Here is a 25,952-nt window from a genome sequence, read left to right as displayed (position 1 = left end):
GTTATGCCGGTGACAGATGCCGCAGAATCCGCTGAAAACCCCGTCAAGCCCGCGTTCGTGTCGCGTTCGGTCCTCGTCACCGGTGGAAACCGAGGCATCGGACTGGCGATCGCGCGGCGACTGGCCGCCGACGGCCACAAGGTGGCGGTGACGCACCGCGGTTCCGGCGCCCCTGAGGGACTGTTCGGGGTGGTGTGCGATGTCACCGACAACGACGCCGTCGACCGGGCGTTCAAAGAGGTCGAAGAGCACCAGGGGCCGGTGGAGGTGCTGGTGGCCAACGCCGGCATCTCCAAAGACGCGTTCCTGATGCGGATGACCGAGGAGCGCTTCGAAGAGGTCATCAACGCCAACCTCACCGGCGCCTTCCGGGTCACCCAGCGGGCGTCGCGCAGCATGCAGCGCAAGCGCTTCGGCCGGATCATCTACATCGGATCGGTCTCTGGCATGTGGGGGATCGGCAACCAGGCCAACTATGCGGCGGCCAAGGCGGGTCTGATCGGCATGGCCCGGTCGATCTCTCGTGAGCTGTCCAAGGCCGGCGTCACCGCGAACGTCGTTGCGCCCGGCTACATCGACACCGAGATGACCCGGGCCCTCGACGAGCGGATCCAGGAGGGTGCGCTGGACTTCATCCCGGCCAAGCGGGTCGGCACCGCCGAAGAGGTCGCCGGTGCGGTCAGCTTCCTGGCGTCTGAGGACGCCAGCTACATCGCCGGCGCGGTCATCCCCGTCGACGGCGGCATGGGCATGGGCCACTAGCGACTCGTTCAGTTTCAAGATAGGGGACTTTTCATGGCAGGCATTCTCGAAGGCAAGCGGATCCTGGTCACCGGGATCATCACCGATTCCTCGATCGCGTTCCACATCGCCAAGGTGGCGCAGGAGGCCGGCGCGCAGCTGGTGTGCACCGGCTTCGACCGACTGCGGCTGATCCAGCGGATCATCGACCGGTTGCCGGAGCCGGCGCCGCTGCTCGAACTCGACGTGCAGAACAGCGAGCACCTCGACACCCTGGCCGACCGGATCACCGAGGTGATCGGCGAAGGCAACAAGCTCGACGGTGTGGTGCACTCCATCGGCTTCATGCCGCAGACCGGCATGGGTATCAACCCGTTCTTCGACGCGCCCTACGAGGACGTCGCCAAGGGCATCCACATCTCGGCCTACTCCTATGCCTCGCTGGCCAAGGCGACGCTGCCGATCATGAACCCCGGCGGCGGCATTGTGGGCATGGACTTCGACCCGACCCGGGCGATGCCGGCCTACAACTGGATGACGGTGGCCAAGAGTGCCCTGGAGTCGGTGAACCGGTTCGTGGCGCGCGAGGCCGGCAAGGTCGGCGTGCGGTCGAATCTGGTTGCGGCCGGGCCGATCCGGACGCTGGCGATGAGCGCCATCGTGGGTGGCGCCCTCGGTGAGGGCGCCGGCGAGCAGATTCGGCTGCTGGAGGAGGGCTGGGACCAGCGGGCCCCGATCGGCTGGGACATGAAGGACCCGACGCCGGTGGCCAAGACCGTCTGCGCGCTGCTGTCCGACTGGCTGCCGGCCACCACCGGAACGGTCGTCTACGCCGACGGTGGCGCGCACACCCAGTTGCTCTAAATGGAGCTCGACGCCGTCCTGCTGCTGTCCTTCGGCGGACCCGAAGGCCCGGAGCAGGTGCGGCCGTTCCTGGAGAACGTCACTCGGGGGCGTGGCGTGCCGCCGGCCCGGCTCGACGCGGTCGCCGAGCACTACCTGCATTTCGGCGGTGTGTCGCCGATCAATGGGATCAACCGCGCGCTGGCTGAGGCGATGCGTGCCGAAATGCCCGGCCTGCCGGTGTATTTCGGCAACCGCAACTGGGAGCCTTACGCCGAGGACGTCGTCGCGGCGATGGCGGCCGACGGCGTACGACGCGCCGCGGTGTTCCCGACCTCGGCCTGGGGCGGATATTCGGGCTGTGACCAGTACGCCGAGGACATCGCCCGGGCGCGGCGGGCGGTCGGGGAGCGGGCACCGGAGTTGGTGAAGCTGCGCCAGTACTTCGACCACCCGTTGTTCGTGGCGATGTTCGCCGAGGCGATTGCCACGGCCGCCGACAGCCTGCCGGCCGGTCTGCGGGAGACCGCCCGGCTGGTGTTCACCGCGCATTCCATCCCGGTGAGCGCCGACGCACGCTACGGCCCGCAGCTTTACAGTCGCCAGGTCGCCTACGCGACGAGTCTGGTGGCGGCCGCCGCGGGCTACCGCGACTACGACCAGGTGTGGCAGTCGCGCTCGGGGCCGCCGCAGGTGCCCTGGCTGGAACCTGACATCGAGGCACACCTGGCGGCCCTGACCGACGCCGGCGTGCGCGCTGTGATCCTGTGTCCGATCGGCTTTCTCAGCGACAACATCGAGGTGGTCTGGGATCTCGACAACGAAGTCCGGACCCAGGCGCAGGCGGCTGGAATCGCCTACGCGCGAGCGGCCACCCCGAACGCCGATCGGCGGCTGGCCCGGCTGGCCCGCGGCCTGGTCGAGGAACTGCGCGACGGCACCGCACCCGTACGTGTCGCCGGTCCGGCGGAACTGGGTTGCGGCTTCGGCGTGAACGGGGCGCCGTGCGGTTCATCGCACTGCGTCGCGGACGTGGGCCCGGTGTCCTCGAAGTCCAGGTAGGCCGCTAGGTCGGCGTGCCCGGATTCCGTCATGGTCCCGGTGCTGTGGGCGGGTTTGATGGCGCCGGAATAGAGCGATAGGAGAGTTGCCCGCCTTAGAGCGACAACGACGCGGTACGGGGGCGTGCGGCTGCGAGGTGTCGCTCAGAGGCGGGCAACGATCTCCATGGTTCGGCCGGGGCGCGGCCCACCCCAACCCGGTTCCGTCTTCACCGACGGTGCACTACGCCCGCCAGGCTGAGTGCAGAATCTCGGTCACGGCGGCGCTGCGCGCCGAGCGCACCACCGCCGTCAGCGGCGCAACCGCATCCGCGGCGCGCTGCACCGCGGCGGATGACTGGGCGCTGGCGGTCAGCAGGTCGGCGCTGACCGTGATGATCGCCTCGACGTGCGCGGCGCTGTGCAGAACACGCACCGCACGGTTCGGCGCATGGTCCGGAATCCGGTGCAGGAGCACGGCTTCCACCATCTGTTCCACCCGCAGGCGCGGATCCTCCACGCCGTAGTCGGCCCAGCGCGAACCGGTGGAACCCAGCGCTTCGGCGGCTGTCCGCACCGCCGACCGCAACGCGTATTCGGCGTCACCGAGATTGTGCTGTTCGCTCACCGGCAAGCTGGTCAGCGGGAACACGGTCCAGCACAGCTCGGCGGCGTAGTCCTCGCTGGCGTCGGCGTCTTCCGAGTACGCCGGCACCAGCCCGATCGGTGGCGAGGCGTCAGACGACCCGATCAGCACGGCCTCACCGGCGAGGATCGCCTCCTGCGCAAAGATCGTCCCGGCAGGCAGTCCGCGGACGTCGCCGGGGACCGGAAACACCGGTCGGATGCCGTCCCCGGCGGCCGACGGTCCCGCGCCGCGCACCAACTGCAGCAGGGCGGCCGCTCCGCCGTCCGTCCCGCCGGCCCACGCCAGGCCGGACTCGCCGATGCTGATCGCGTCATAGACGGCCACCGATTGCACTGGCGCCCAGGCCGATAGTGCGTCCAACACGTCATCGGGTGCGGCCCGGCCGGCAAGCCAGGCGTTGGCCCACACCGACAGCGAAGTACTCGGGCACCACATGATGCAAGGCAGTGTAGTTGCCCGCGCTGTCGCTGCCGGACCGCACAGGTTCAGGCGGTTCTCGGGCTATCCTGGCCGCATGCCGACTGCCCTGATCTGGTTGGTCTTCGCACTCGGGCTCGCAGGAGCCGAGGCCCTCACCGGCGACATGTTCCTGCTGATGCTCTCCGGTGGTGCGCTGTCGGCGGCGGCCGCCAGCTCCCTGACCAACTGGCCGCTCTGGACGGACGGTGCGGTCTTCCTGGTGGTGTCGGTGCTGCTGCTGGCACTGGTACGCCCCGCGCTGCGCCGCCGGCTGTGGGCAGGGACGGGCGCCGAAACGGGGGTGCTGGCACTGCAGGGCAAGACCGCCCTGGTGCTCGACCGCGTCGAACAGCATGGCGGCCGGGTGAAGCTGAACGGCGAGGTGTGGACCGCCCGCCCGCTCACCGACGGCGACGTCTTCGAACCGGGTGAGCAGGTCACCGTGATGCACATCGACGGCGCTACCGCGGTGGTCGGCAAGATCCTGTAAAGAAAGGAATCGTCATGGAAGGCGTCACAACCGGGCTGTTATTGCTGGCCGTGCTGGTGGTGTTCGCGGTGATCGTGGTCGCCAAGTCGGTCGCGCTGATCCCGCAGGCCGAGGCGGCGGTGATCGAGCGACTCGGCCGCTACAGCCGCACCGTCAGTGGTCAGCTGACCCTGCTGGTCCCCTTCATCGACCGGGTGCGGGCCCGCATCGACCTACGTGAGCGGGTGGTGTCGTTCCCCCCGCAGCCGGTGATCACCGAGGACAACCTGACCCTCAACATCGACACCGTCGTCTACTTCCAGGTCACCAACCCCAAAGCCGCGGTTTATGAGATCAGCAACTACATCGTCGGTGTGGAGCAGCTGACCACCACCACGCTGCGTAACGTGGTCGGCGGCATGACGCTGGAGCAGACGTTGACCTCCCGTGAGGTGATCAACAGCCAGCTGCGCGGTGTGCTCGACGAGGCGACCGGGCGCTGGGGTCTGCGGGTGGCCCGGGTGGAGCTGCGCAGCATCGATCCGCCGCCGTCGATCCAGGCGTCGATGGAGAAGCAGATGAAGGCGGACCGGGAGAAGCGGGCCATGATCCTGACCGCCGAGGGCCAGCGCGAGGCCGCGATCAAGCAGGCCGAGGGGGAGAAGCAGGCCGAGATCCTGACCGCCGAGGGAGCCAAGCAGGCGGCGATCCTGGCCGCGGAGGGCGAACGGCAGTCCCGGATGCTGCGGGCCCAGGGTGAGCGGGCCGCCGCGTACCTGCAGGCGCAGGGGCAGGCCAAGGCGATTGAGAAGACTTTCGCGGCGATCAAGGCCGGCCGGCCCACGCCTGAGTTGTTGGCTTACCAGTATCTGCAGGTGTTGCCGGAGATGGCGCGCGGTGGGGCCAACAAGGTGTGGGTGGTGCCCAGTGATTTCGGTACCGCCCTGCAAGGGTTCACCAAGCTGCTGGGTGCTCCCGGCGAGGACGGCGTCTTCCGCTACCAACCCTCGCCCGTCGATGATCACCCGGCTCAGTCGGCGGACGACAGTGACGAGGTCGCCGACTGGTTCACCACCAAGACCGATCCGGCGATCGCGCAGGCGGTCGCCAAAGCCGAGGCGGATGCCCGCAAGCCGGTCGAGGGCGGGGTGCTGCCACCGCAGCTCGACCCCGGACTGGCGTGAGTGCGCTGACGGCACGGCCGACCTACGCGGCGCTGGCTGCGTTTCTGGCGGGTGACGCCGTGGCGTCGGCGATCCCGGTGCCCTACGTCGCCAAGAACATGGATGCCATGCGGATTCCCGAGGAGTTCCGCTGGGCGGTCCCGGTGGCCAAGGCCGCCACCGCCCTGGGACTGGCATCGGTGTTCCGCTTTCCGGGTGTCGCCCGGGTCACCACCGGGTTGTTGACGTTGTATTTCGCCGGGGCGCTGGGCATCCACCTGCGGGTGCGCAACCGGGTCGCCAACATCGTGCCCGCGGTGGTGCTGCTGCTGGTGTTCGCCGCGATGACGGTCCAGGGCCCGCACACCGCCGGGGGCGGGGTACGGGCCCTGGAGTCGTAGCTTCGGGTTATTTGGGGGTTTTCTACCCTCTGCGGGAGGCGGTCGTGTGCTCGTCGAGGGTGGTCGCCTTGTAGGCGTAGGCAGCCACGACCGCGCCGAGCAGCTGGGCGATCAGGTACACCCAGAGGAACTTCCAGGCGAAGATCCCCGACAGCATCAGGCCGAAGGTGATGGCCGGGTTGAACGCGCCGCCCGAGATGGCGCCGACCGCCACCACGCCGACGGTCACCACGAATCCGATCGCCAGACCGTAGAAGCTGTTGCCGGCGCTGTCTTTGCTCGTCGCGGTGTGCAAAACGACGTAGCACAGCGCGAATGTGAATACCAATTCGGCCAAGAATGCCGGCCAGACGGTGCCGGTCAGATCAAGAGTGCCGCTGGCGTACTTGTCGTGCCACAACCCGAATCCCACCCCGAACGCTGCGAGCGCACCGACCAACTGCGCAACGATGTAGGGCCCCAGATCACCCAATGGCAGTGCACCCCGCAAATACGCGGCCACTGAGACGGCCGGGTTCAGGTGGCCGCCCGAGATGTGCCCACTGGCGTACACCATCACCATCAGCACCGAGCCGATGCCCAGCGCGGTGGCGGCGACGCATTCGGTGCCGGACAAGACGATGCCGAGCACAGCGAACATGAAAACGAACGTGCCGATCATTTCGGTCAAATATTTGCGCACCGCGGCGTTCCGATCAGCCATTGATCCGGTCCCTTCAATCCGTCGAGCACCTGTCCAATTTGTGCTGTGCCAGCACATGGCACTAAGGAAGACTTTAACGGGGGACGGGTCTTCGGCTCGCTATTTATGGACGCCTATACACCGAATTGTTGCTGGATTGACGAGGACTTTGTGTTGTTTGCCAGCGCGCGGCCACCGCATCCACGACGGGTTCGCCGGCTGGGAAGGCGAAGGCTAGGACCTCAGGCGTAATTCGACCATCGGCAGTGCCGTGTCCGTCGGGGTCACCGGCGCGCCCAGGGTCTGCTCGAGCACCGCGCGGAACTGCTCCCAGCTGCGGGGGTGACGTTGGATGTAGTCGGCGAGCACTCGGTCGGCTTCGGACTGCTCGAGCACCCGGGCGGTGGCCGGCGCCGGGGCGCGGCTTCCGGCGTAGACCCGCACCCGGGGGTTTGCGGTGATATTGCGAAACCATTGGGCCCGATCACCGAAACCGGAGGCCACCACATAGCTGTCGGCGCTGCGATGGTCGATGACCTCCAGAACGACATGGCGTCGCGCGCCGCTCGTGCGTCCGATGTGTTCGAGCATCAGCATCCGCCCGCCGAGCAGCCCGCCGAGTCGTGCCCGGTACAGCCAGATCGGGGCGCGTACCAGCCAGCGGGTCCGCAACAGTCGATTGGCGGCGTAGGCCATCCCGGACATACTCAGCAGACTAATACGGGCCCGGTGCCCTCAGCGGACGAGCAACTTCAACAGCTTCTTGCCCATCGAACTGGCGGCCGATGCGCTCTCCGCCGACACCATGACTTCGTCCCCGAACCGTCGGCGCAGCTCGCATTGCAGTCTGTCGTGAAGCGTCGATGCCGACGCGGGGCAACCGTGGCAGGCTCCGGACGTCCGCACCCGCACCTGGTCACCGGTCACACCGACAAGCTCGATCGCCCCCCCGTGCGACGCGGCGAGTTCGCCGATCGGCCCACTGAGCAGTTCCTCGGCCGCCCGCGCTATCTCGCTGGTGCGCTCGGACGGCTCCACTCGCCAGCCCGCCGGCTCCCGAAGAGCTTCGTCGAGTGCGACGCGGATCTCCTCACCACGGGCCCGCCAACTCTGCTGGGCGCTCAGCGTGATCGTGATGTCGGCGCCGCCGACGGTCAACTCGTCGATCACGCCGTCGGCCTGCAACTGACCCAGCCGGCCCGGCGCGAATCGAACCCGCCCGCGGGCGGGCATGCGGTCGTGGACGACCACCCAGCGCACCCGCTGCAGGTCCCCGGTCGCCACCGCATGCATGGGGATCATGCGCCCAAGCCCGACGCGATCGACCGGGCGACGAATGCCATCACCCACGCCAGAACGAACATGTAGCCAAAAGCGAAGCCAGGCCATCGCCAGGAATTGGTCTCCCGGCGCATCACCGCGACGGTGGACATGCACTGAAGCGCGAACATGAAGTACACCATCAGGGCGATGACCGTCGGCGCGGTGAACACCCGCTGGCCGTTGTCGTCGGTCATCGACACCAGCGCCTGGTGCGGGGCGGTGGGGTTGGTCGCCGCCGACACCTGGCCGAGCGTGGACACGAACACCTCCCGCGCCGCCAGCGACCCGACCAGCGCGATGTCGGTGCGCCAGTCGAAGCCCAGAGGTGCGAAAACCGGCTCGATCGCCCTGCCGACGCCGGCGGCGTAGCTGTGGTCCAGCACGTAGGCGGCGGCATCGGGTGGCGGCAGCGCTGCCGTCTCGGCGCCGCGGGTGGGCAGATTCATCAACACCCACAGCACCAGCGATGTGGCCAAGATGACGGTTCCGGCCTTGCGCAAGAAGATCTTCGCCGCATTCCACATCGCGATGAGAACGGCGGTGGGAGACGGAAAGCGATACGGCGGCAGTTCCATGGTGAACGGCAGCAGGTCGCTGCGCAGAATCGTCGACTTGAACACCGACGCGGCCAGCAGCGCCGAGGTACCACCGCCCAGGTACAGCAGGAACATGGTCACACCCTGCGCGCTGAAGCCCCACCAACGCGTCTGCGGTGCCACCAGGAGCCCGACGAGCAGGGTGTAGACCGGCAGCCGCGCGGAGCACGTCATCAACGGCGCACTGATGATGGTGGCGATCCGGTCACGCGATGACGGCAGTGTCCGTGTCGCCATGATCCCGGGGACCGCGCAGGCGAACGAGGAAAGCATGGCCACGAACGCGCGACCCTCCAGCCCGGTTCTGGCCATGACACGATCCATCAGGAACGCGGCACGCGACATGTAGCCGATGTTTTCCAGCAGTGCAATCAGCAAGAACAGCAACACAATCTGCGGAATGAACTGCAAGACGGTGCCGACACCGCCGATCACACCATCGCCGATCACGCCACCGAGCACCGTGCCGCCGAGGTGGCTGTTGACCTGCGATCCCAGCCAGTCGAGTCCCGCGGCGATCCGGTCCTGCAGCGGGGCAGCGAGGGTGAAGATGACCTGGAAGAACGCGAACATGACCGCGAAGAAGATGACGATGCCCCATAGCGGGTGCAGTACCAATCCGTCGATCCGGGCGGTCCGCTGATCCCGATGCGGGGCAACGTATTCAGCGGCGGTCAGCACCGAGGCGCCCCAGGCGTCGAGTGCCTCGGCCTCCGGCGGCGGCAGTACCGCAGGCCGCGGCCAGGTGTCACTGGTTCCCAGCAGTGCGCGTAGGCCCTCGATGCCGGAACCGCGGTTGGCGATAACGGCAACGACCGGCACCCCCAACGCGGTGGCGAGAGCGTCCATAGCGATTCCACCTCGGCGCGAACGCAATTCGTCGGTCATGGTGAGCACCAGCACGGTGGGAAGGTCCAGACGCAGCACCTGGCCCACCAAGGTGATCGAGCGGCGCAGCGTCGTGGCGTCGGCGACCAACACGATCGCGTCGGGCCGGCCGATCCCGTTGATCCCGCCGCCCAACACGTCGGCGACAACCTGTTCGTCCGGACTGATCGGGTCCAGGCTGTACGTGCCGGGCAAGTCTTCGACCGCCACGTCGACATCACCGACGGTCACCACCCCGACACTGCGCCCTACCGTGACGCCCGGATAGTTGCCGGTCTTGGCGCGCAGCCCGGTCAGGTGATTGAACAGGCTGGTTTTGCCGGCGTTCGGGCTGCCGACCAGGGCTATCCGCCGTGCGTGCGTCACGTCGACGGTAGTGGCCATGCCGTCGTGGCAGTCGGTCATCGCCGGCCGCCGGAGGCATCGATTTTCGGGTCGATCTCGATCAGCTGGGCTTCGCGGCGCCGCAGACACAGTTCGGTGTCTTGCACGCGGTAGATGGTGGGATCGCCCAGCGGTGCCCGGCGGATCACATCAACGCGGGCGTCCGGGCGGAATCCGAGCTGGCGCAGCCGGTTTGCCACCGCCTGCGAGGCATGCGGCGCGGCACCGGTGATGGTGGCCTGCTGGCCCGGAGCCAAGTCGGCGAGCACGGTCGCCGATTCGGTTCCCTGCGACGACCGCCGCCGCCACCTGCGCATCAGACGCCCTAACGTTAGATCGGCTTACTGTTGCAAGGTACGCCTGATTGTCCGGTTACGTCATCGGACGATTCGCCGCGGTCAGCTGACGGTCACCGCGTCGGCCGGGTCGAGCTCGTGGGCTTCGGGACCGGCCGCGGGGCGGTGCGCACGGTGCGAGCGCACCTCGTAGACCAGCAGCGCCACCCCGACTGCGGCGGTGCACGCCGACACCGCGAACAGCAGCGGGCTCACCTCACCGGTCAGGGCGTCGCCGAGCACCACCACCGCGGCGGTACCCGGCAGCAACCCGACCAGGGTGGCCACCGTGTAGGGCGCCAGCCGCACCGCCGAGGCCCCGGCCGCGTAGTTGATCACCGAGAACGGGATCGCCGGAATCAACCGCAGTGACACCACCGCCGGCCAGCCACGTCGGCGAAGCCGGGCGTCCAGTGAGTCGAGCCGCGGATGACGCACCACCCGGCTCAACTGCCAACCGAACACCCGCATCAGAACCAGCACGCCCACAGCGCTCAGCGCGCTGGCCACCACGGCCAGCACCACGCCCAGCCACGGGCCGAACAGCAGACCGGCGGCCAGCGTGAATGCGGTCCGCGGGAACGGGAACACCGTGACAACGGTGTGCGCGACCAGAAACGCCAACGGAAACCACGGCCCCAACGTCTGCGCCCAGTCCCGCACCTGCACAGCGGTGGGCACCGGGACCAGCAGCGCAACCGCGACCAGGGTGAGGATTGCTGCCGTCGTCAATGCCAGCCGCCGCAGCGCGACCTGGCGCGCGGTGGCGATGAAGGCCGACCAGGCGCCGCGCAGCGCTTGCGGGACTCGGGTCGCGGCGGGCATCACGGCATCCAAGACTACGGGCCGGGGGTGAACTCTTCGCGTCGCTCAGACGGAGTTTCTTCGCTCGGTACACCTCACCCGGCTCGCCCGATCGGCATCATTTAGCCTGGTTGACACATGTCGGGTAGCGATTCAACAGCTACTCGCGAGTAACCACAGGAGTCGCCGGTGTCAATCGACGTGTCCGCCGAACCCGCCGGCATGGAGCAGGCCCGTGCCCGCTGGCGTGCCGCCGTGGCCGGGGTGCTGGCCAAGAGCGCGCGCCGCGAGCCGGCCGATATCGACGCCGAGACCAGCGGTGAGCCCGAGCGCCTGTTGGACACTCCAGTGGAGGGGTTGGCCGGGCAGGGCGGATTCGCCATCCGTGCGCTCTACACCGCGTTCGATGCGCTGCCGGAGCCGCCGTTACCGGGTGACTGGCCCTACGTGCGCGGTGCCGACGCCCGGCGTGACGTCAACACCGGATGGAAGGTCGCCGAGGTCTTCCCCGCTGACGGTTCGGCATCGGCGGCCGACACCAACGGCGCCGTCCTGAGCGCCCTGACCGACGGGGTCAGCGCACTGACCCTGAAGGTCGGCGATGCGGGCGTGCCGGCCGCCGAGCTGCGGCGAGTATTCGACGACGTCTACCTGGACCTGGTTCCGGTGCTCCTGGACGGGGCGGGAGCCGGCGACTACAGCGCCGCCGCCGAGACCATGCTGGCGTTGGTCGACGCGCTTGACCCGGACAACCGCGCCAACCTGTCGGTCGATCTGGGCGCCGACCCGTTGACCGCGCCGCTGGTGGATCGCGCGGCGCCGGCGGTCGACGAAGTGATCGCGGTGGCGTCGCGGGCCGTCGGGCAGCCGGGGGTGCGCGCGATCGCCGTCAACGGCCCGGCCCTGCACAACCTGGGCGCCGGTGCGACCGGGGAACTGGCGGCCGGGCTGGCCGCGGCCGTGACCTACCTGCGCCTGCTCACCGACGCCGGCCTGTCGATCGCCGACGCCGCCCGCCAGATCAGCTTCCGGATCGCCGCCGACGACGACCAATTCATCACGATCGCCAAGATTCGCGCGGCGCGCCGACTCTGGGCGCGGGTCACCGAGGTGGCCGGGGCGCCGGAAGCGGGCGCCGCCATCGTCCACGCTGAGACATCGTGCGCGATGATGACGCAGCGTGACCCATGGGTGAACATGCTGCGCACCACCCTGGCCGCCTTCGGCGCGGGTGTCGGCGGGGCGGACACCGTGCTGGTGTGGCCGTTCGACACGGTGATTCCGGGCGGACAGCCCGGCACCTCGGCAACGTTCTCGCGGCGGATCGCGCGCAACACCCAACTGCTGCTGCTCGAGGAGTCGCACTTGGGCCAGGTGCTGGACCCGGCCGGCGGGTCATGGTTCGTCGAAGACCTCACCGAACAGTTGGCGCAGCAGGCGTGGCGGCAGTTCCAGGAGATCGAGGCACTCGGCGGATTCACCGCCGCCCGCGAGCACATCGGTGAGCGGATCGCCGAGGTTGCCGCCGCCCGGGCTGACGACATCGCACACCGGCGCAGCGCGATCACCGGGGTCAACGAGTACCCGAACCTCGATGAGCCGCCCCTGCCGCCGTCTGCGACGCAGAAGGCCCCGGCCGGCGTTCGGCGCTATGCGGCGCAGTTCGAGGCGTTGCGTGACCGCTCCGACGCCTACCTGGCGCGCACCGGTGCGCGGCCGCAGGTGCTACTGCTGCCGCTGGGGCCGATGGCCGAACACAACATTCGGACCACCTTCGCCGCCAACCTGCTGGCCTCCGGTGGCATCGCGGTGATCAACCCGGGCACGGTGGACGCCGAGCGGGTGGCCACGGCTGTCGCGGAGGCCGGCTCACCCGACGTGGCGGTGCTGTGCGGCAGCGATGCCCGCTACGGGGCCGAAGCAGCCGCGGTCATCGGGGCGGCTCGTACCGCCGGAGTCGACCGGGTCTACCTGGCGGGGCCGGCCAAGGCATTAGCCGGCAACTCCGACACCGATCCGAAGCCCGACGACTACCTGACCATGAAAATCGATGCGGTGCAGGCGTTGTCGGACTTACTGACTCAATTGGGGGCCTGAGAGCCATGACCACGAGCACCTCACACGGCACGCTCGGCAGCTTCGCCGAGGTAGCGCTGCACGGTGAACAGGGCACGGCGCCGGTCGCTGAAGTCTCTGCGCGCGCGGTCGCCGAGCACGTCGCCGCCGCGGCGGCCGCGCACGGCTACACACCCGAGCAGCTGGAATGGCACACCCCGGAAGGGATTGTGGTCAAGCCGGTGTACACCGCCGCCGACCGTTCCACCGCGGTCGCCGAGGGTTACCCGCTGGACAGTTTCCCCGGTGAAGCGCCGTTCGTGCGCGGGCCCTACCCGACGATGTATGTCAACCAGCCGTGGACGATCCGCCAATACGCCGGGTTCTCGACCGCGGCGGACTCCAACGCGTTCTACCGCCGCAACCTCGCGGCCGGTCAGAAGGGTCTGTCGGTGGCGTTCGACCTGGCCACCCACCGCGGCTACGACTCCGACCATCCCCGAGTGCAGGGTGACGTCGGGATGGCCGGGGTGGCAATCGACTCCATCCTGGACATGCGCCAACTGTTCGACGGGATCGACCTGAGCGCGGTCAGCGTCTCGATGACCATGAACGGTGCCGTGCTGCCGATCCTGGCGCTGTACGTGGTGGCCGCCGAGGAGCAGGGGGTACCGCCGGAGAAACTGGCCGGCACCATCCAGAACGACATCCTCAAAGAGTTCATGGTGCGCAACACCTACATCTACCCGCCGAAGCCGTCGATGCGGATCATCTCCGACATCTTCGGCTACACCAGCGCGAAGATGCCGAAGTTCAACTCGATCTCGATTTCGGGCTACCACATCCAAGAGGCCGGTGCCACAGCGGATCTCGAGTTGGCCTACACCCTGGCCGACGGGGTGGACTACATCAAGGCCGGCCTGGACGCCGGTCTGGACATCGACAAGTTCGCGCCCCGGCTGTCGTTCTTCTGGGGTATCGGGATGAACTTCTTCATGGAGGTCGCCAAGCTGCGCGCGGGCCGGCTGCTGTGGAGTGAGCTGGTCGCGCGGTTCAACCCGAAGAGCGCGAAATCGCTGTCCCTGAGGACACATTCGCAGACCTCGGGATGGTCGCTGACCGCCCAGGACGTCTTCAACAACGTTGCCCGTACCTGCATCGAGGCAATGGCCGCGACCCAGGGCCACACCCAGTCGTTGCACACCAACGCCCTCGACGAGGCGCTGGCGCTGCCCACCGACTTCTCCGCCCGCATCGCCCGCAACACCCAGCTGTTGCTGCAGCAGGAGTCGGGTACCACCCGGCCCATCGACCCGTGGGGCGGCTCCTATTACGTGGAGTGGCTGACCCATCAGTTGGCGCAGCGGGCCCGAGCGCACATTGAGGAGGTCGAGGCGCACGGCGGTATGGCCCAGGCCATCAGTGACGGGATTCCGAAGCTGCGCATCGAGGAGGCCGCCGCGCGCACTCAGGCCCGGATCGACTCCGGGCGTCAGCCGCTGATCGGCGTCAACAAGTACCAGGTCGCCGAAGACCAAGAGATCGAGGTGCTCAAGGTCGAGAACAGCCGGGTGCGCGCCGAACAGCTGGCCAAACTCCAGCAGTTGCGCGCCGAGCGCGACGAGGCGGCCTGCCAGGCCGCGCTGGCCGAGCTGACCCGGGCGGCTGGCGCGACTGGACCGGCCGGGGAGGATGGGCTGGGTAACAACCTGCTGGCTTTGGCTATCGACGCCGCCCGGGCCAAGGCCACCCTCGGCGAGATCTCCGATGCACTGGAGAAGGTCTACGGTCGCCATCAGGCCGAGATCCGTACGATCTCTGGCGTCTACCGTGATGAAGTCGGGAAGGGCAGCAACATCGCTAGCGCAACCGCCCTGGTGGAGAAGTTCGCCGAGGCCGACGGTCGCCGGCCCCGCATCCTGGTGGCCAAGATGGGCCAGGATGGGCACGACCGCGGCCAGAAGGTGATCGCCACCGCGTTCGCCGACATCGGCTTCGACGTGGACGTCGGCGCCCTGTTCTCCACCCCCGACGAGGTGGCGCGCCAGGCTGCCGACAACGACGTGCACGTGGTCGGGGTGTCGTCGCTGGCCGCCGGGCACCTGACACTGGTACCGGCGCTGCGCGACGCGCTGGCGCAGGTGGGCCGGCCCGACATCATGATCGTGGTCGGGGGAGTCATCCCGCCCGGCGACTTCGACGAGCTCTATGCCGCCGGGGCGACCGCGATCTTCCCGCCCGGCACCGTGATCGCCGACGCCGCGGTGGATCTGCTGAAGACCCTCGCCTCCCGGCGAGGCTACGAGCTCGCCGACCAGGCAGAACCGGCCGCAGACCAGAAATAGATGGCCGACAACGTGTCTGACACCGTTGCCGAGTTGGCGGCGGCGGTGCGCTCCGGCGACCGCTCCGTGCTGCCCCGGGCTATCACCCTGGTCGAGTCCACCCGCGCCGACCACCGGCAGCAGGCGCAGGAACTACTGCTGGCCTTGCTGCCGGACGCCGGCGGGGCCCGGCGAGTGGGCATCACCGGCGTTCCCGGCGTGGGCAAGTCGACCACCATCGAAGCGCTCGGCATGTACCTGATCGAGCAAGGCCACCGGGTGGCGGTATTGGCCGTGGACCCGTCGTCGACGCGCACCGGTGGGTCGATCCTGGGGGACAAGACCCGGATGCAGCGGTTGGGAGCGCACGAACGCGCCTACATCCGGCCGTCGCCGACGTCGGGCACCCTGGGCGGCGTCGCCAAGGCCACCCGCGAGACGGTGGTGCTGTTGGAGGCCGCCGGTTTCGACGTGATCCTCATCGAAACCGTCGGCGTCGGCCAGTCCGAGGTCACGGTCGCCAACATGGTCGACACCTTCGTGTTCTTGACGCTGGCCCGCACCGGCGACCAGTTGCAGGGCATCAAAAAGGGTGTGCTGGAACTGGCCGACATCGTGGTGGTCAACAAGGCCGACGGCAAGCACCTGGCCGAGGCGCGGATGGCCGCCCGGGAGTTGTCGGCCGCGATCCGACTCATCTACCCCCGTGAAACTCTTTGGCGTCCACCGGTTTTGACGATGAGTGCGATCGAGGGCACCGGGCTGTCGGAATTCTGGGACACCGTGGAGCGGCATCGGCAGACGCTGATCGACGCCGGCGAGTTCGACGCCCGCCGCCGGGCGCAGCAGGTGGACTGGACCCGCCAGCTGGTGCGCGACGCGGTGCTCGAACGCGCGCTGTCGTCCCCGGCGGTGCGTGAAGTACGCGCCGAGGTGGAGCAGCAGGTACTGCGCGGAGAACTGACCCCCGCGCTGGCCGCCCAGCGAATCCTCGGAGCCATCTGGGATTAGTGGCACGCGCGTGCGGTAATCCGACTTACGTCCGACGGCCGGCGCGGTAGATTCCCAACCATGACACAGCATCTCAACGTTCGCCGGTCAGGACTTCCGGCGAACGTGCACGGCGCGGCCGACCCGAACTTCGCCTGCGCTGTGCGCGCCTTCGCCGCGATGTTCCCGGGCCGCCGCTTCGGTGGCGGGGCGCTGGCGATCTACCTCGACGGACAGCCCGTCGTGGACGTGTGGACCGGGTGGTCGGACCGGGCGGGACAGGTGCCGTGGTCGGCCGACACCGGCGCGATGGTGTTCTCGGCGACCAAGGGTGCGGCCTCCACGGTCATCCACCGCCTGGTCGACCGGGGACTGATCGACTACGACGTGCCGGTGGCGCAGTACTGGCCGGAGTTCGGTGCGAACGGCAAAGGCGCGATCACCGTCCGCCAGCTGTTGGGCCACCGGGCGGGGCTGACCCACCTCAACGGTGCCGGCAGGTCAGACCTGCTGGACCATGTGACGATGGAAGCCCGGATGGCCGCCGCGGCGCCGGGACCCGAACGCGGCAAACCCGCCTATCACGCGCTGACCTACGGCTGGCTGGTGTCCGGGCTGGCCCGGGCCGTCACCGGTGTCGGCATGCGTGAGCTGTTCCGCACCGAGCTGGCCGGGCCGCTGGGTATCGACGGACTGCACCTGGGCCGGCCGCCCGCCGACGCGCCCACCGTCGCCGCGGAGATCATCATGCCCCAGCGCAGCCGACGGAACGCGATCGTGGACCTGCTGGCGCCCCGGGCTGCCGCGACGCTGAGGTACGGGGGCCTGGGCGCCTTCTACTTCCCCGGGGTGATGGACACCGTCCGCGGCGGCATCCCCTTCCTGGACACCGAGGCCGCCGCCCTCAACGGGGTGGCCACCGCCCGCGGGCTGGCCCGCCTCTACGGCGCACTGGCCAACGGCGGGCAGATCGACGGCACCCAACTCCTGTCGCGCCGGCTGGTGGCGGGCCTGACCGGCCCGCGGACCATCGAGCTGGACCGCACCATCGGGGTTCCGTTGGCGTTCCACCTGGGCTATCACGCGATCCCGTTCGGGCCGGTGCTGCCCGGATTCGGTCACGTCGGACTGGGCGGTTCCATGGGCTGGGCGGATCCGGCCTCCGGGCTGGCGATCGGCTTCGTGCACAACCGGCTGCTGACCCCGTTCGTGGCGCTCGACCACGCCGGTTTCGTCGGAACGGCCGCGCTGATCCGCCGGGGCGTCGCGCAGGGACGCCGGCACGGCTACACCCCGATCCCGCAGCTGGGGGAGCCGTTCGCAACTTCGGATGCCGCGACCGGCTAGTGGTCCGTGGGTCCCGGTGCCGCCGGTAGGGTTGCCGAGTGACTGACCGTACGCCGAAGCTCTACATCTTCCCGCATGCCGGCGGATCGCCGCAGTACTACGTTCCGTTCTCCAAGACCTTCACCACTGATGTCAAGCGCATCGGAGTTCAGTACCCGGGCAAGGGCGGAACCCACGACCTCGGCGCCTTCACCAGCATCGAAGACCTCGCCGACCAGGTCTGCAAGACAGTCGCGCCGCCGGCCCCGTCCGACGGGCCGGTCGTCTTCTTCGGACACAGCATGGGTGCGCTGTTGGCGTTCGAAGTGGCGCGCCGATTCGAGGCCGACGGCCACCGGATCGCCGCGCTGTTCGTGTCCGCGGCCGGCGCACCGGGACGAGCCGGCTACGACAACATCCCCGAGTCCGACCGCGGCCTGCTGGAGGCCGTCAGCACCATGACGGGAGTCAATCCCGAATTCTTGGAGAACGAGGAGTTCGCGGCCAAGATTCTCCCGACCCTGCGCGGCCTGAAAGCCATCGCGAACTATGACTGCCCGCCCGAGGCAAAGGTGTCCTGTCCGATCTTTGCGTTCCATGGTGACGAAGATGACGTCGCCACCGAAGAAAAGGTGGGGCCCTGGGCGGAGCGCACCACCGCCGAATTCAGCGCGCGGGTGTTCACCGCACCCGGTCACCACTTCTACCTCACCGAACACCTGCCGGAACTGGTCGGCGATATCGAAAAGAAGATCGCGCAGTACTGCCAGGGCTGACCGTCCAGCCCGGCCCGGAATGTGAATAGGCACTTGGTGCCGAAGTTACTCGTGATGCGCGCAAATGACTTCTCCGCTACTATGGCGGATCTGCTGCGTTTGCGCTGTACGCGGGCCATAAATTGCCTGTCAGCAGCGCGTCCGTGGTAGCCTCCGCGGGAGGGAAACGCCTGGGATGTCGGGGTCCAAGGAGTTTTAGCGCAGGTTCCAAACATCCAGAAGGGGTACCCGTGTCGTTGGTCGAATCATCCGCACCGGCCGTGTCGGCCGGGCGATCTCGGCGCTCGGAGCTCCCCGCCCCCGTCTCCACCCGGCACGGCGAGCAACCGACCTGCGCTGAGGCTGACGTATCCAGCTGAGCAACTCCGCTAGGGATGCCCGCCAGATCTCATCCCGCGGGGGGATCCATCCCAAATGTCGCTAATCCAATTGCATACCTCCGCTGTGCAGGGACCTTGCGCAGCGAAACCGTCAGCTCGAACAGCAAGTGCAACGACTCTCGACGGGGCCGAAGTACTCAGCAGGTGAGGTCCACGGACCTGACAGCATAAGGAGAAGACAACGCAATGTCGGTAACTGAAACGCACATCCCGACCCTGTTGGCGAACCTGGAACGGGACAAGCCGGACGAGCCTGCCTACACCTTCATCGACTACGACGTCGACCCCGCCGGCTACCGCGAGACCGTGACCTGGTCGCAGCTGCGCAACCGCGTGCGGGTAGTGGCGGCAGAGTTGGCGACCTGCGCCTCTCCGGGAGACCGGGTGGCCATCCTGGCCCCGCAGAGCCTGGAGTACATCGTCGGGTTCTACGGAGCTCTGGAGGCGGGCATGATTGCCGTCCCGCTGCCAGTGCCGATGTTCGGTGTGCACGACGAGCGCGTGTCGGCGGCACTACGGGACAGCTCTCCGGCCGCAATCCTGACGACCTCCGCGGCCGTCGGTGACATCGCCAGCTCGATCAAGGGACTGGGCGGCAAGGCGCCGGTGGTGATCGAGGTCGACGCCCTGGATCTGGACTCCGAGCCGTTGGCGGCACCCAACGCGACCGCCCAGACCAAGGTCGCCTTCCTGCAGTACACGTCCGGTTCGACCCGGACCCCGGCCGGCGTCATGGTCACCCACACCAACGCCGTGTCGAACATGCGGCAGATGGCTGACGACACCTTCGCGCTGACCGGCGGAAATGCGCCGGAAGGGCTCAACCTGGTGTCGTGGATGCCCTTCTACCACGACCTGGGCCTGCTCGGCACCGTCATCTACCCTCTGGTCCTGGGCGTGCCCACGGTGCACATGAGCCCGATGGCGTTCCTGGCGAAGCCTGCCCGCTGGATGCAAGAGCTCGCCAAGGCTCCCATCGGTTTCACCGGTGGGCCGAACTTCGCCTACGAGCTGGCCGTGCGGCGGACCTCCGACGAGGACATGGCCGGGCTCACCTTGGCCAACGTGCACACCTTCTGTCTCGGTGCGGAGCGGATCCACGCCGCGACGCTGCGACGCTTCGTCGACCGATTCAGGAAGTTCGACGTGAACCCGGCAGCCCTGCGCCCCGGCTACGGGCTGGCCGAGGCCAGCGTTTACTTGACGTCGAACACACCCGGCACCCCGCCGCCGACCGCGCGGTTCGACTACACCAAGCTGGCCGCCGGTACGGCCGAGCCGAGTGGTGCCGAGGGTGGCGTCGAGCTGGTCAGCTGCGGTGTGCCCCGAGCCTGCACCGTGCGTATCGTGGACCCCGAAACCCAGACCGAAAACCCGGAAGGCAAAGTCGGCGAGATCTGGACGCACGGCCCCAACGTCGCGGCGGGCTACTGGCACAACCAGCAGGCCACCGAGGCTACCTTCGGCGGCAAGCTCGTCGACCCGACGCCGGGGACGCCGCAGGGGCCCTGGCTCATGACCGGCGACCTCGGTGTCATCTCCGGTGGCGAGCTCTACATCGTCGGCCGGATCAAGGACCTGCTGATCGTCGACGGGCGTAACCACTACCCGGACGACATCGAGGCCACCGTTCAGGAGATCACCGGTGGGCGTGTCGCCGCGGTCTCCATCCCGAACAGCCAGTCCGAGCAGCTTGTTACGATCGCGGAGTTCAAAAACAAGGGGGGTTCCGATGAGGAGATCCTGGACAGGCTGACCGAGGTACGTCGCAAGGTGACGGCCGCGCTGTCCAAGGCGCACGGCCTGGTGAGCGGCGACCTGGTCCTGGTGTCTCCGGGTGCCATCCCGATCACTACCAGCGGCAAGATCCGCCGCTCCAGCTGCGTAGAGATCTACCAGCGTGATGGGTTCGACCGACTGGATGCTACTGCTCGGTCTGTATGACAGATGACGAGCTGCTCGCGCGGCTCTCGGGGAGGTTGAGTTGAGCGAGAAGAGTGCTGCGCCGGTCGGGGGGCCGGATCGTCGGGCGATTGTTGCTGAGGCGCTGCGCAAGATTGATGATTTGACGGCGCGGTTGGCGGTTGCTGAGGCGGGGGATACTGAGCCGATCGCGGTGGTGGGTGTGGGGTGTCGTCTGCCTGGTGGGGTGGATGGTCCGGCCGCGTTGTGGCGGTTGTTGTGTGATGAGGGTTCGGGGATTGTTCGGGTTCCGGCGGATCGTTGGGATGCCGATGCGTTGTTTTCGTCGGATCATTCGGTGCCGGGGACGATTTGTTCTCGTGAGGGCGGGTTTTTGACGTCGTGGCAGCCGGCGGAGTTTGACGCGGAGTTCTTCGGCTATTCGCCGCGTGAGGCTGATGCGATGGATCCTCAGCAGCGGTTGTTGATGGAGGTGGCCTGGGAGGCGTTGGAGCATGCCGGGATCACCAAGGAGGCGATCCGGGGCACTCAGACCGGCGTATTCGTGGGCATGACCACCAACGACTACGCACTCAATATCGTCGGCAATATCCGCGCCGAAGAAATCGATCCCTATGCCCCCTTCGGTAATGCGCCGAATTTTGCGGCGGGGCGGTTGTCGTATTTCTTGGGTGTGCATGGTCCGGCGATGATGGTGGATACGGCGTGTTCGTCGTCGTTGGTGACGATTCATTTGGCGTGTGCGAGTTTGCGGCGTCGGGAGTCGGATCAGGCGTTGGCTGCCGGGGTGAATTTGATGTTGACCCCGCAGAACAGCATTGCGACCTCGCGGTGGGGGATGTTGGCCCCGGATGGGCAGTGCAAGACCTTTGATGCCGCCGCTGATGGTTATGTGCGTTCTGAGGGCGCTGGGGTGGTGGTGCTCAAGCGGCTCTCGGATGCGCAGCGTGATGGTGACCGGGTTTTGGCGGTGGTGCGGGGTTCGGCGGTGAATCAGGATGGGCCGTCGTCGGGTCAGACGGTGCCGTCGGGTCCGGCGCAGCAGAAGGTGGTGCGGGCGGCGTTGGCGTCGGCGCGGTTGGAGCCGGCCGATATTGACTATGTCGAGGCGCATGGCACCGGGACGGCGTTGGGTGATCCGATTGAGTTGGATGCCTTGTCGGCGGTGTTTGGTGAGCGGGGTTCCTCGGCGCCGTTGGTGTTGGGGTCGGTGAAGACCAATTTGGGGCATCTGGAGTCTGCGTCGGGTGTTGCCGGGTTCATCAAGACGGTGTTGTCGGTGCAGCAGGGTTTCATCCCGCGGCATCTGAACTTCTCCCAGTTGACACCCAACGCCGGTGTCGGGGCCTGGAACTTTGTGGTGGCAGCTCGGGCGATGGATTGGCCGGCGGTGTCGCGTCCGCGTCGGGCGGGGGTGTCCTCGTTTGGGGTGTCGGGCACTAATGCGCATGTGATCGTGGAGCAGGCCCCAGATGCTGAGGTTGCTGCGGCGGCTCCGGCGGTGCCGGTGAGCACGTTGGTGGTGTCGGGGAAGTCGCCGGAGCGCATCGCGGCCACCGCCGGGGTGCTCGCACAGTGGATGGCCACCGACGGCGCCGACGTCGCGCTGCCCGACATCGCCCATGCGCTCAACCATCACCGCACCCGCCATCAGAAGTTCGCCACCGTCGCCGCCCGCGATCGCGAGCAGGCCCTTGCGGGGCTCACGGCACTGGCCGCCGGTGAATCCGCACCAGGCGTGGTGGAACCCGCTGCGGTGCTGCCCGGTCCAGGCACTGTCTTTGTGTTTTCGGGTCAGGGTTCGCATTGGGTGGGGATGGGTCGTCGGTTGTTGGCCGATGAGCCGGTGTTTGCTGCGGCTGTTGATGAGTTGGAGCCGGTTTTTGTTCGGCAGGTGGGTTTTTCGCTGCGTGAGGTGATTGAGCAGGGTCGTGAGATTTCCGGTGATGCGCAGGTGCAGCCGGTGATCATGGGGTTGCAGTTGGCGTTGGCGGCGTTGTGGCGTTCTTATGGGGTGGTTCCGGATGCGGTGATTGGGCATTCGATGGGGGAGGTGTCTGCGGCGGTGGTGGCCGGGGCGCTGACTTTGGAGCAGGGTTTGCAGGTGATCGGGGTGCGGTCGGCGTTGATGTCGCGCCAGGCCGGTCAGGGTGCGGTGGCGTTGTTGGAGTTGGATGCCGCGGCGACGCAGGAGTTGTTGGCGGGGTATCCCGGTGTTGAGGTGGCGGGGTATTTGTCGCCGCGGCAGACGGTGGTGGCGGGTGCGCCGGCGGATGTGGATGCGGTGATCGCTGCGGTGGCTGCGAGTGAGCGGTTTGCCCGGCGGGTGAACATGGAAGTGGCCTCCCATACCGCGTTCATGGATCCGATCCTTGATGAACTGCGCGCCGAACTGGCCGACCTCACCCCCCAAATGCCACAAATCCCGTTCCTGTCCACCGTGGTGGATCCGCTCGGGCCCACGCCGGTGCTCGACGCCGGCTACTGGGCCGACAATGTGCGCCAGCCGGCCCGGGTGAACCAGGCGGTTGCCGCCGCAGGCGACAAGTACGGCACATTCATCGAGATCAGCCCGCACCCGATCCTGACCCACACCATCGACGAGATCCTGGAAGGGGTGCCGCACTGCAGCGTCGCCACTTTGGTGCGCGACGGTGATGACACCGTCGCCTTCCACCAGCATCTCAACGGTGCGCATCCGGTGAGCCCTCGTGAGCTGCCGCACCCGTCGGGGCCCTACCCGGTACTGCCGACCACCCCGTGGCGACACACCCACCACTGGCTTATGGTCGAAAGTTCCATCACCGCAGCAGAATCCGCGCCCCGACCGGGCCTGCTGCTGGGCACCCACATCAAGGTCGGCAGTACACCGGCCCTCCACCTGTGGCAAGCCCGGCTGTCGCCGGAGACCAAGCCTTACCCCGGCAGCCACCGCAACAACGGGGTGGAGCTGGTCCCGGCGTCGGTGCTGCTGCAAACCCTGTCGGACGCCGCGCTCGAGGTCAGCGGGCATTCGGCGGTCAGCGACATCCGTTTCGAACACCCGATCATCGTTGACCGGCCGCGGACCATCCAGGTGGTCGCCGACGCCGACTCGGTGACGGTGTCGTCGAAATCGGTGACCGACGACCCGGCCGCCCGCTGGGTCAAACACCTCAGCGCCCGGATCACGCCACTCAACGAATCCGGTTGGCCCGCTGCTGATTCCACACTTACCAATGACCCCGGCGGAACCTCCTTCGATGACGACGCGGTGACCGCGCTGTGGCTCACCTGGGGCAGTGAGGGCCGCCCATTCGAGTGGTCGCTGACATCGGGCCGGGCCGGCGCGACGGAATTGCGTGCCGACGTCGCATCCGCCCAGTCCGGCACGGCCGCGCTGCTCGACGCCGCGCTGCACGTTGCCCGCCTGGTCGACAACGCCAACCCGGAGCTGATGGTGCCGGCGGCGGTCGACGATGTCCGTTTCGGAGACGCGCCCGCCGACGGCCGGGCCCGCGTCACTGTGCACCGGCGCGACGGCGGCGACGGCGAACTCATCGTCGACATCGCCGTGACCACGGCCGACGGCGCCCGGTGTGTCGACATCCGCGGGCTGCGCTACACGGCGCTGGGCTCGGCCACCTCGGCCGACGACCCGAGCTCGATTGCCCACGCGATCGACTGGCAGCCGTGGGATGCCGAACTGCAAGCCCCGGGCCAGCCGGGAAGCCTGACGGTGGTCGGTGGCGGTGCTGCCGCCGACCGTCTGCGCGACAGACTGAGCGCGCTCGGTCACCACGGTGTCGGGATCACCGAGGCGCAGAACGTCGTCTACGTCGCCGACCCCGGCCCCGCAGGCGAGTCCGACCTGGACTGCACGGCTCGGCTGACCGGCGAGGTGGCCGACCTGGTGGCCACACTGGCCGACCGCGACGCTCACCCGCCGGCCCTGTGGATCATCACCCACGGCGTCCACGAGGCCGCCTCCGCCGCTGCGGTGCGGCAAAGCTGCCTGTGGGGTCTGGCGGGCGTGATCCGGGCCGAGCAACCGCAGCTATGCGGTGGGCTGGTGGACCTGCCCAGCGATGACACCGCCGATGCAGCCGCATGCGCTGCGGCGCTGTCCGGCGTCCTGCGCACGCCGGCCAAGTCCATCCTGGTGTGGCGGGACGGGCAGTTCTTGACACCGGCGTTCACGCCGATCTCCGGTCCGCCGCAGCGCGAGCCGATGGTGTGCCAGCCCGACGGCGCCTACCTCATCACCGGCGGCATGGGAGCGCTCGGCCTGCTGATGGCCGGATGGCTGGCCGACCGCGGTGCCCGGCGCCTGGTCTTGGCCGGCCGCAGCGCCCTGCCGCCCCGGCGCGACTGGGACTCCGAGGAGATCGAGGCCGGCGTTCGGAACAAGATCGCCGCCATTCGGGCCTTGGAGCGGCGCGGCGTCACTGTTGACGTGGCCGCTCTCGACGTCGGGTCCCGGCCTGCGGTGGCCGACCTGTTGGCCCGGCGCGACGCCGCCGGCGCGCCGCCGATCCGCGGCATCATCCACGCCGCCGGTATCACCGAGGGCCAACTGCTCACCGAGGTCGACGCCGAGCGGCTCCGCGACACACTGTGGCCCAAGGTCGCAGGTGCCCAGGTACTCAACGAGCTCTTCCCGCCCGGAAGCCTGGACTTCTTCTTCATGACCGCAGCCGCCGGGGCGGTGTTCGGGGTTCCTGGCCAGGGTGCCTACGCGAGCGCGAACGCCTACCTGGACGGCTTGGCCCGTGCCCGCCACCAGCTGGGCTGCCACAGCGTCAGCCTGGACTGGGTGGCGTGGAAGGGCCTGGGCTTCGGGGCCGAGGCACATGTCGTGCTGCACGAACTCGAGCGGATGGGCTCGCGGCCCATCACCCCGGCGGAAGCCTTCGCCGCCTGGGACCACGTGGAGCACTATGACGTCGCGCAGGCCGTGATGGTGCCGTTGCCGTCCTCGGGCGCGGTGGCCGCCGATGCCGGCGACGCAGGACCGGCTCGCGACTGGGCGCAGCTGCCCGCCGATGAGATACTGAGCGAGCTGGAAGTCGGGTTGCGCAGCATTCTCGCGCGTGAGCTTCGCATGTCGGAGGCGGAACTACAGCTGGACCGGCCGTTCGCCGAACTCGGTCTGAACTCCGTGATGGCGATGGCGGTCCGGCGCGACATCGAAGCGCTGGTCGGCATGGAGCTGTCGGCCACCATGCTGTGGAACCACCCGACGACTGCGGCACTGGCGGCGCACCTGACCGGCAAGCTGCTGCCGCAGGACGATGTCGGCGGCGACGCGGCGGCCACCACCGGTGAGCTGCCTGAGTCGGCCGACAGTGTTTTGAATGAGCTGTTCGACAGCGTGGAATCGGCTCCGGCCGGATGGGACGGGATCTAGTGGGAATTGAGT

At 68.2% G+C, this 25,952-nt stretch carries 20 protein-coding genes; 13 read left to right on the top strand and 7 right to left on the bottom strand.

Annotated features, from left to right (window positions below; all coding sequences use genetic code 11):
* The first annotated feature begins 3 nt into the window (after window positions 1-3).
* From fabG1 to K3U94_RS12545, 3 genes are read left to right on the top strand one after another with little or no spacing between them, the layout of a single operon-like run.
* Window positions 4-762, top strand: coding sequence for a 3-oxoacyl-ACP reductase FabG1 (gene fabG1 / locus K3U94_RS12555; protein ID WP_047317977.1), 759 nt, complete (start codon window positions 4-6; stop codon window positions 760-762).
* Between the two features lie 33 nt (window positions 763-795).
* Entirely contained in the window at window positions 796-1,605 is an 810-nt protein-coding gene (gene inhA / locus K3U94_RS12550) for an NADH-dependent enoyl-ACP reductase InhA (protein WP_220693933.1), read from the top strand.
* Window positions 1,606-2,646: a ferrochelatase gene (locus K3U94_RS12545; protein WP_220693932.1), complete on the top strand. Its 1,041-nt coding sequence runs from the start codon at window positions 1,606-1,608 to the stop codon at window positions 2,644-2,646. It begins immediately after the preceding gene.
* A 222-nt stretch (window positions 2,647-2,868) separates the two neighbouring features.
* Here K3U94_RS12545 and K3U94_RS12540 read toward each other — a convergent pair whose 3' ends face one another.
* Window positions 2,869-3,708 (bottom strand): Rv1486c family protein, encoded by an 840-nt coding sequence (locus tag K3U94_RS12540; RefSeq protein ID WP_220693931.1) that lies wholly within the window; start codon window positions 3,706-3,708, stop codon window positions 2,869-2,871.
* A 79-nt stretch (window positions 3,709-3,787) separates the two neighbouring features.
* On the opposite strand from K3U94_RS12540, the gene K3U94_RS12535 reads away from it, so the two are divergent.
* From K3U94_RS12535 to K3U94_RS12525, 3 genes are read left to right on the top strand one after another with little or no spacing between them, the layout of a single operon-like run.
* Window positions 3,788-4,222, top strand: coding sequence for an NfeD family protein (locus tag K3U94_RS12535; RefSeq protein ID WP_047317973.1), 435 nt, complete (start codon window positions 3,788-3,790; stop codon window positions 4,220-4,222).
* 14 nt (window positions 4,223-4,236) lie between these two features.
* Window positions 4,237-5,385, top strand: a complete 1,149-nt coding sequence (locus K3U94_RS12530; protein ID WP_047317972.1) for an SPFH domain-containing protein — start codon at window positions 4,237-4,239, stop codon at window positions 5,383-5,385.
* Entirely contained in the window at window positions 5,382-5,765 is a 384-nt protein-coding gene (locus K3U94_RS12525) for a DoxX family protein (protein WP_220693930.1), read from the top strand. Before K3U94_RS12530 ends, K3U94_RS12525 begins: the two co-directional genes overlap by 4 nt.
* 22 nt (window positions 5,766-5,787) lie before the next feature.
* On the opposite strand, the gene K3U94_RS12520 is transcribed toward K3U94_RS12525, so the two are convergent.
* From K3U94_RS12520 to K3U94_RS12495, 6 genes are all read right to left on the bottom strand, one after another.
* On the bottom strand, window positions 5,788-6,468 hold the full coding sequence (locus tag K3U94_RS12520; protein ID WP_047317970.1) for an MIP/aquaporin family protein: 681 nt from the start codon (window positions 6,466-6,468) through the stop codon (window positions 5,788-5,790).
* A 213-nt stretch (window positions 6,469-6,681) separates the two neighbouring features.
* Window positions 6,682-7,152, bottom strand: a complete 471-nt coding sequence (locus K3U94_RS12515) for a nitroreductase family deazaflavin-dependent oxidoreductase (RefSeq protein WP_220693929.1) — start codon at window positions 7,150-7,152, stop codon at window positions 6,682-6,684.
* Between the two features lie 30 nt (window positions 7,153-7,182).
* On the bottom strand, window positions 7,183-7,749 hold the full coding sequence (locus K3U94_RS12510; protein WP_220693928.1) for a NifU family protein: 567 nt from the start codon (window positions 7,747-7,749) through the stop codon (window positions 7,183-7,185).
* Window positions 7,746-9,659, bottom strand: a complete 1,914-nt coding sequence (gene feoB, locus K3U94_RS12505; RefSeq protein ID WP_220693927.1) for a ferrous iron transporter B — start codon at window positions 9,657-9,659, stop codon at window positions 7,746-7,748. The genes K3U94_RS12510 and feoB overlap by 4 nt, the downstream gene beginning before the upstream one ends.
* Complete coding sequence (locus K3U94_RS12500; RefSeq protein WP_220693926.1) at window positions 9,656-9,955, bottom strand: FeoA family protein; 300 nt, start codon at window positions 9,953-9,955, stop codon at window positions 9,656-9,658. The genes feoB and K3U94_RS12500 overlap by 4 nt, the downstream gene beginning before the upstream one ends.
* An 81-nt stretch (window positions 9,956-10,036) precedes the next feature.
* Window positions 10,037-10,798 carry a TVP38/TMEM64 family protein gene (locus K3U94_RS12495; protein ID WP_220693925.1) on the bottom strand — a complete coding sequence of 254 codons (762 nt, stop codon included), beginning with the start codon at window positions 10,796-10,798 and terminating at the stop codon, window positions 10,037-10,039.
* Between the two features lie 168 nt (window positions 10,799-10,966).
* On the opposite strand from K3U94_RS12495, the gene mutA reads away from it, so the two are divergent.
* The 7 genes from mutA to K3U94_RS12460 all read left to right on the top strand — a co-directional run bounded on the left by mutA (window position 10,967) and on the right by K3U94_RS12460 (window position 25,940).
* Window positions 10,967-12,874, top strand: a complete 1,908-nt coding sequence (gene mutA / locus K3U94_RS12490; protein ID WP_220693924.1) for a methylmalonyl-CoA mutase small subunit — start codon at window positions 10,967-10,969, stop codon at window positions 12,872-12,874.
* A 5-nt stretch (window positions 12,875-12,879) separates the two neighbouring features.
* Window positions 12,880-15,177, top strand: a complete 2,298-nt coding sequence (gene scpA / locus K3U94_RS12485) for a methylmalonyl-CoA mutase (RefSeq protein WP_220693923.1) — start codon at window positions 12,880-12,882, stop codon at window positions 15,175-15,177.
* Window positions 15,178-16,167 carry a methylmalonyl Co-A mutase-associated GTPase MeaB gene (gene meaB, locus K3U94_RS12480; protein WP_220693922.1) on the top strand — a complete coding sequence of 330 codons (990 nt, stop codon included), beginning with the start codon at window positions 15,178-15,180 and terminating at the stop codon, window positions 16,165-16,167.
* Window positions 16,168-16,227: 60 nt separating this feature from the next.
* Window positions 16,228-17,493 carry an esterase/beta-lactamase LipL gene (gene lipL, locus K3U94_RS12475; protein WP_047317963.1) on the top strand — a complete coding sequence of 422 codons (1,266 nt, stop codon included), beginning with the start codon at window positions 16,228-16,230 and terminating at the stop codon, window positions 17,491-17,493.
* A gap of 38 nt (window positions 17,494-17,531) precedes the next feature.
* Window positions 17,532-18,248 carry a thioesterase II family protein gene (locus K3U94_RS12470; RefSeq protein WP_047317962.1) on the top strand — a complete coding sequence of 239 codons (717 nt, stop codon included), beginning with the start codon at window positions 17,532-17,534 and terminating at the stop codon, window positions 18,246-18,248.
* Window positions 18,249-18,814: 566 nt separating this feature from the next.
* On the top strand, window positions 18,815-20,572 hold the full coding sequence (locus K3U94_RS12465) for an AMP-binding protein (protein ID WP_047317961.1): 1,758 nt from the start codon (window positions 18,815-18,817) through the stop codon (window positions 20,570-20,572).
* A gap of 40 nt (window positions 20,573-20,612) precedes the next feature.
* Entirely contained in the window at window positions 20,613-25,940 is a 5,328-nt protein-coding gene (locus K3U94_RS12460; RefSeq protein ID WP_220693921.1) for a type I polyketide synthase, read from the top strand.
* Window positions 25,941-25,952: the final 12 nt, after the last annotated feature.

The organism is Mycolicibacter heraklionensis, assembly GCF_019645815.1.
In the GTDB taxonomy this organism is placed as follows: Bacteria; Actinomycetota; Actinomycetes; order Mycobacteriales; family Mycobacteriaceae; genus Mycobacterium; species Mycobacterium heraklionense.
The sequence above is the reverse complement of the archived record's forward strand: the minus strand, read 5'-3'. Positions and strand labels throughout refer to the sequence as shown.

Coding starts and splice junctions, on each gene's coding strand:
- lipL (WP_047317963.1), top strand. CDS start 16,228: ATGACACAGCATCTCAACGTTCGCCGGTCAGGACTTCCGGCGAACGTG.
- K3U94_RS12545 (WP_220693932.1), top strand. CDS start 1,606: ATGGAGCTCGACGCCGTCCTGCTGCTGTCCTTCGGCGGACCCGAAGGC.
- K3U94_RS12520 (WP_047317970.1), bottom strand. CDS start 6,468: ATGGCTGATCGGAACGCCGCGGTGCGCAAATATTTGACCGAAATGATC.
- K3U94_RS12500 (WP_220693926.1), bottom strand. CDS start 9,955: ATGCGCAGGTGGCGGCGGCGGTCGTCGCAGGGAACCGAATCGGCGACC.
- K3U94_RS12515 (WP_220693929.1), bottom strand. CDS start 7,152: ATGTCCGGGATGGCCTACGCCGCCAATCGACTGTTGCGGACCCGCTGG.
- scpA (WP_220693923.1), top strand. CDS start 12,880: ATGACCACGAGCACCTCACACGGCACGCTCGGCAGCTTCGCCGAGGTA.
- K3U94_RS12510 (WP_220693928.1), bottom strand. CDS start 7,749: ATGATCCCCATGCATGCGGTGGCGACCGGGGACCTGCAGCGGGTGCGC.
- inhA (WP_220693933.1), top strand. CDS start 796: ATGGCAGGCATTCTCGAAGGCAAGCGGATCCTGGTCACCGGGATCATC.
- K3U94_RS12530 (WP_047317972.1), top strand. CDS start 4,237: ATGGAAGGCGTCACAACCGGGCTGTTATTGCTGGCCGTGCTGGTGGTG.
- K3U94_RS12540 (WP_220693931.1), bottom strand. CDS start 3,708: ATGTGGTGCCCGAGTACTTCGCTGTCGGTGTGGGCCAACGCCTGGCTT.
- K3U94_RS12535 (WP_047317973.1), top strand. CDS start 3,788: ATGCCGACTGCCCTGATCTGGTTGGTCTTCGCACTCGGGCTCGCAGGA.
- K3U94_RS12495 (WP_220693925.1), bottom strand. CDS start 10,798: ATGCCCGCCGCGACCCGAGTCCCGCAAGCGCTGCGCGGCGCCTGGTCG.
- meaB (WP_220693922.1), top strand. CDS start 15,178: ATGGCCGACAACGTGTCTGACACCGTTGCCGAGTTGGCGGCGGCGGTG.
- K3U94_RS12465 (WP_047317961.1), top strand. CDS start 18,815: ATGTCGGTAACTGAAACGCACATCCCGACCCTGTTGGCGAACCTGGAA.
- feoB (WP_220693927.1), bottom strand. CDS start 9,659: ATGACCGACTGCCACGACGGCATGGCCACTACCGTCGACGTGACGCAC.
- fabG1 (WP_047317977.1), top strand. CDS start 4: ATGCCGGTGACAGATGCCGCAGAATCCGCTGAAAACCCCGTCAAGCCC.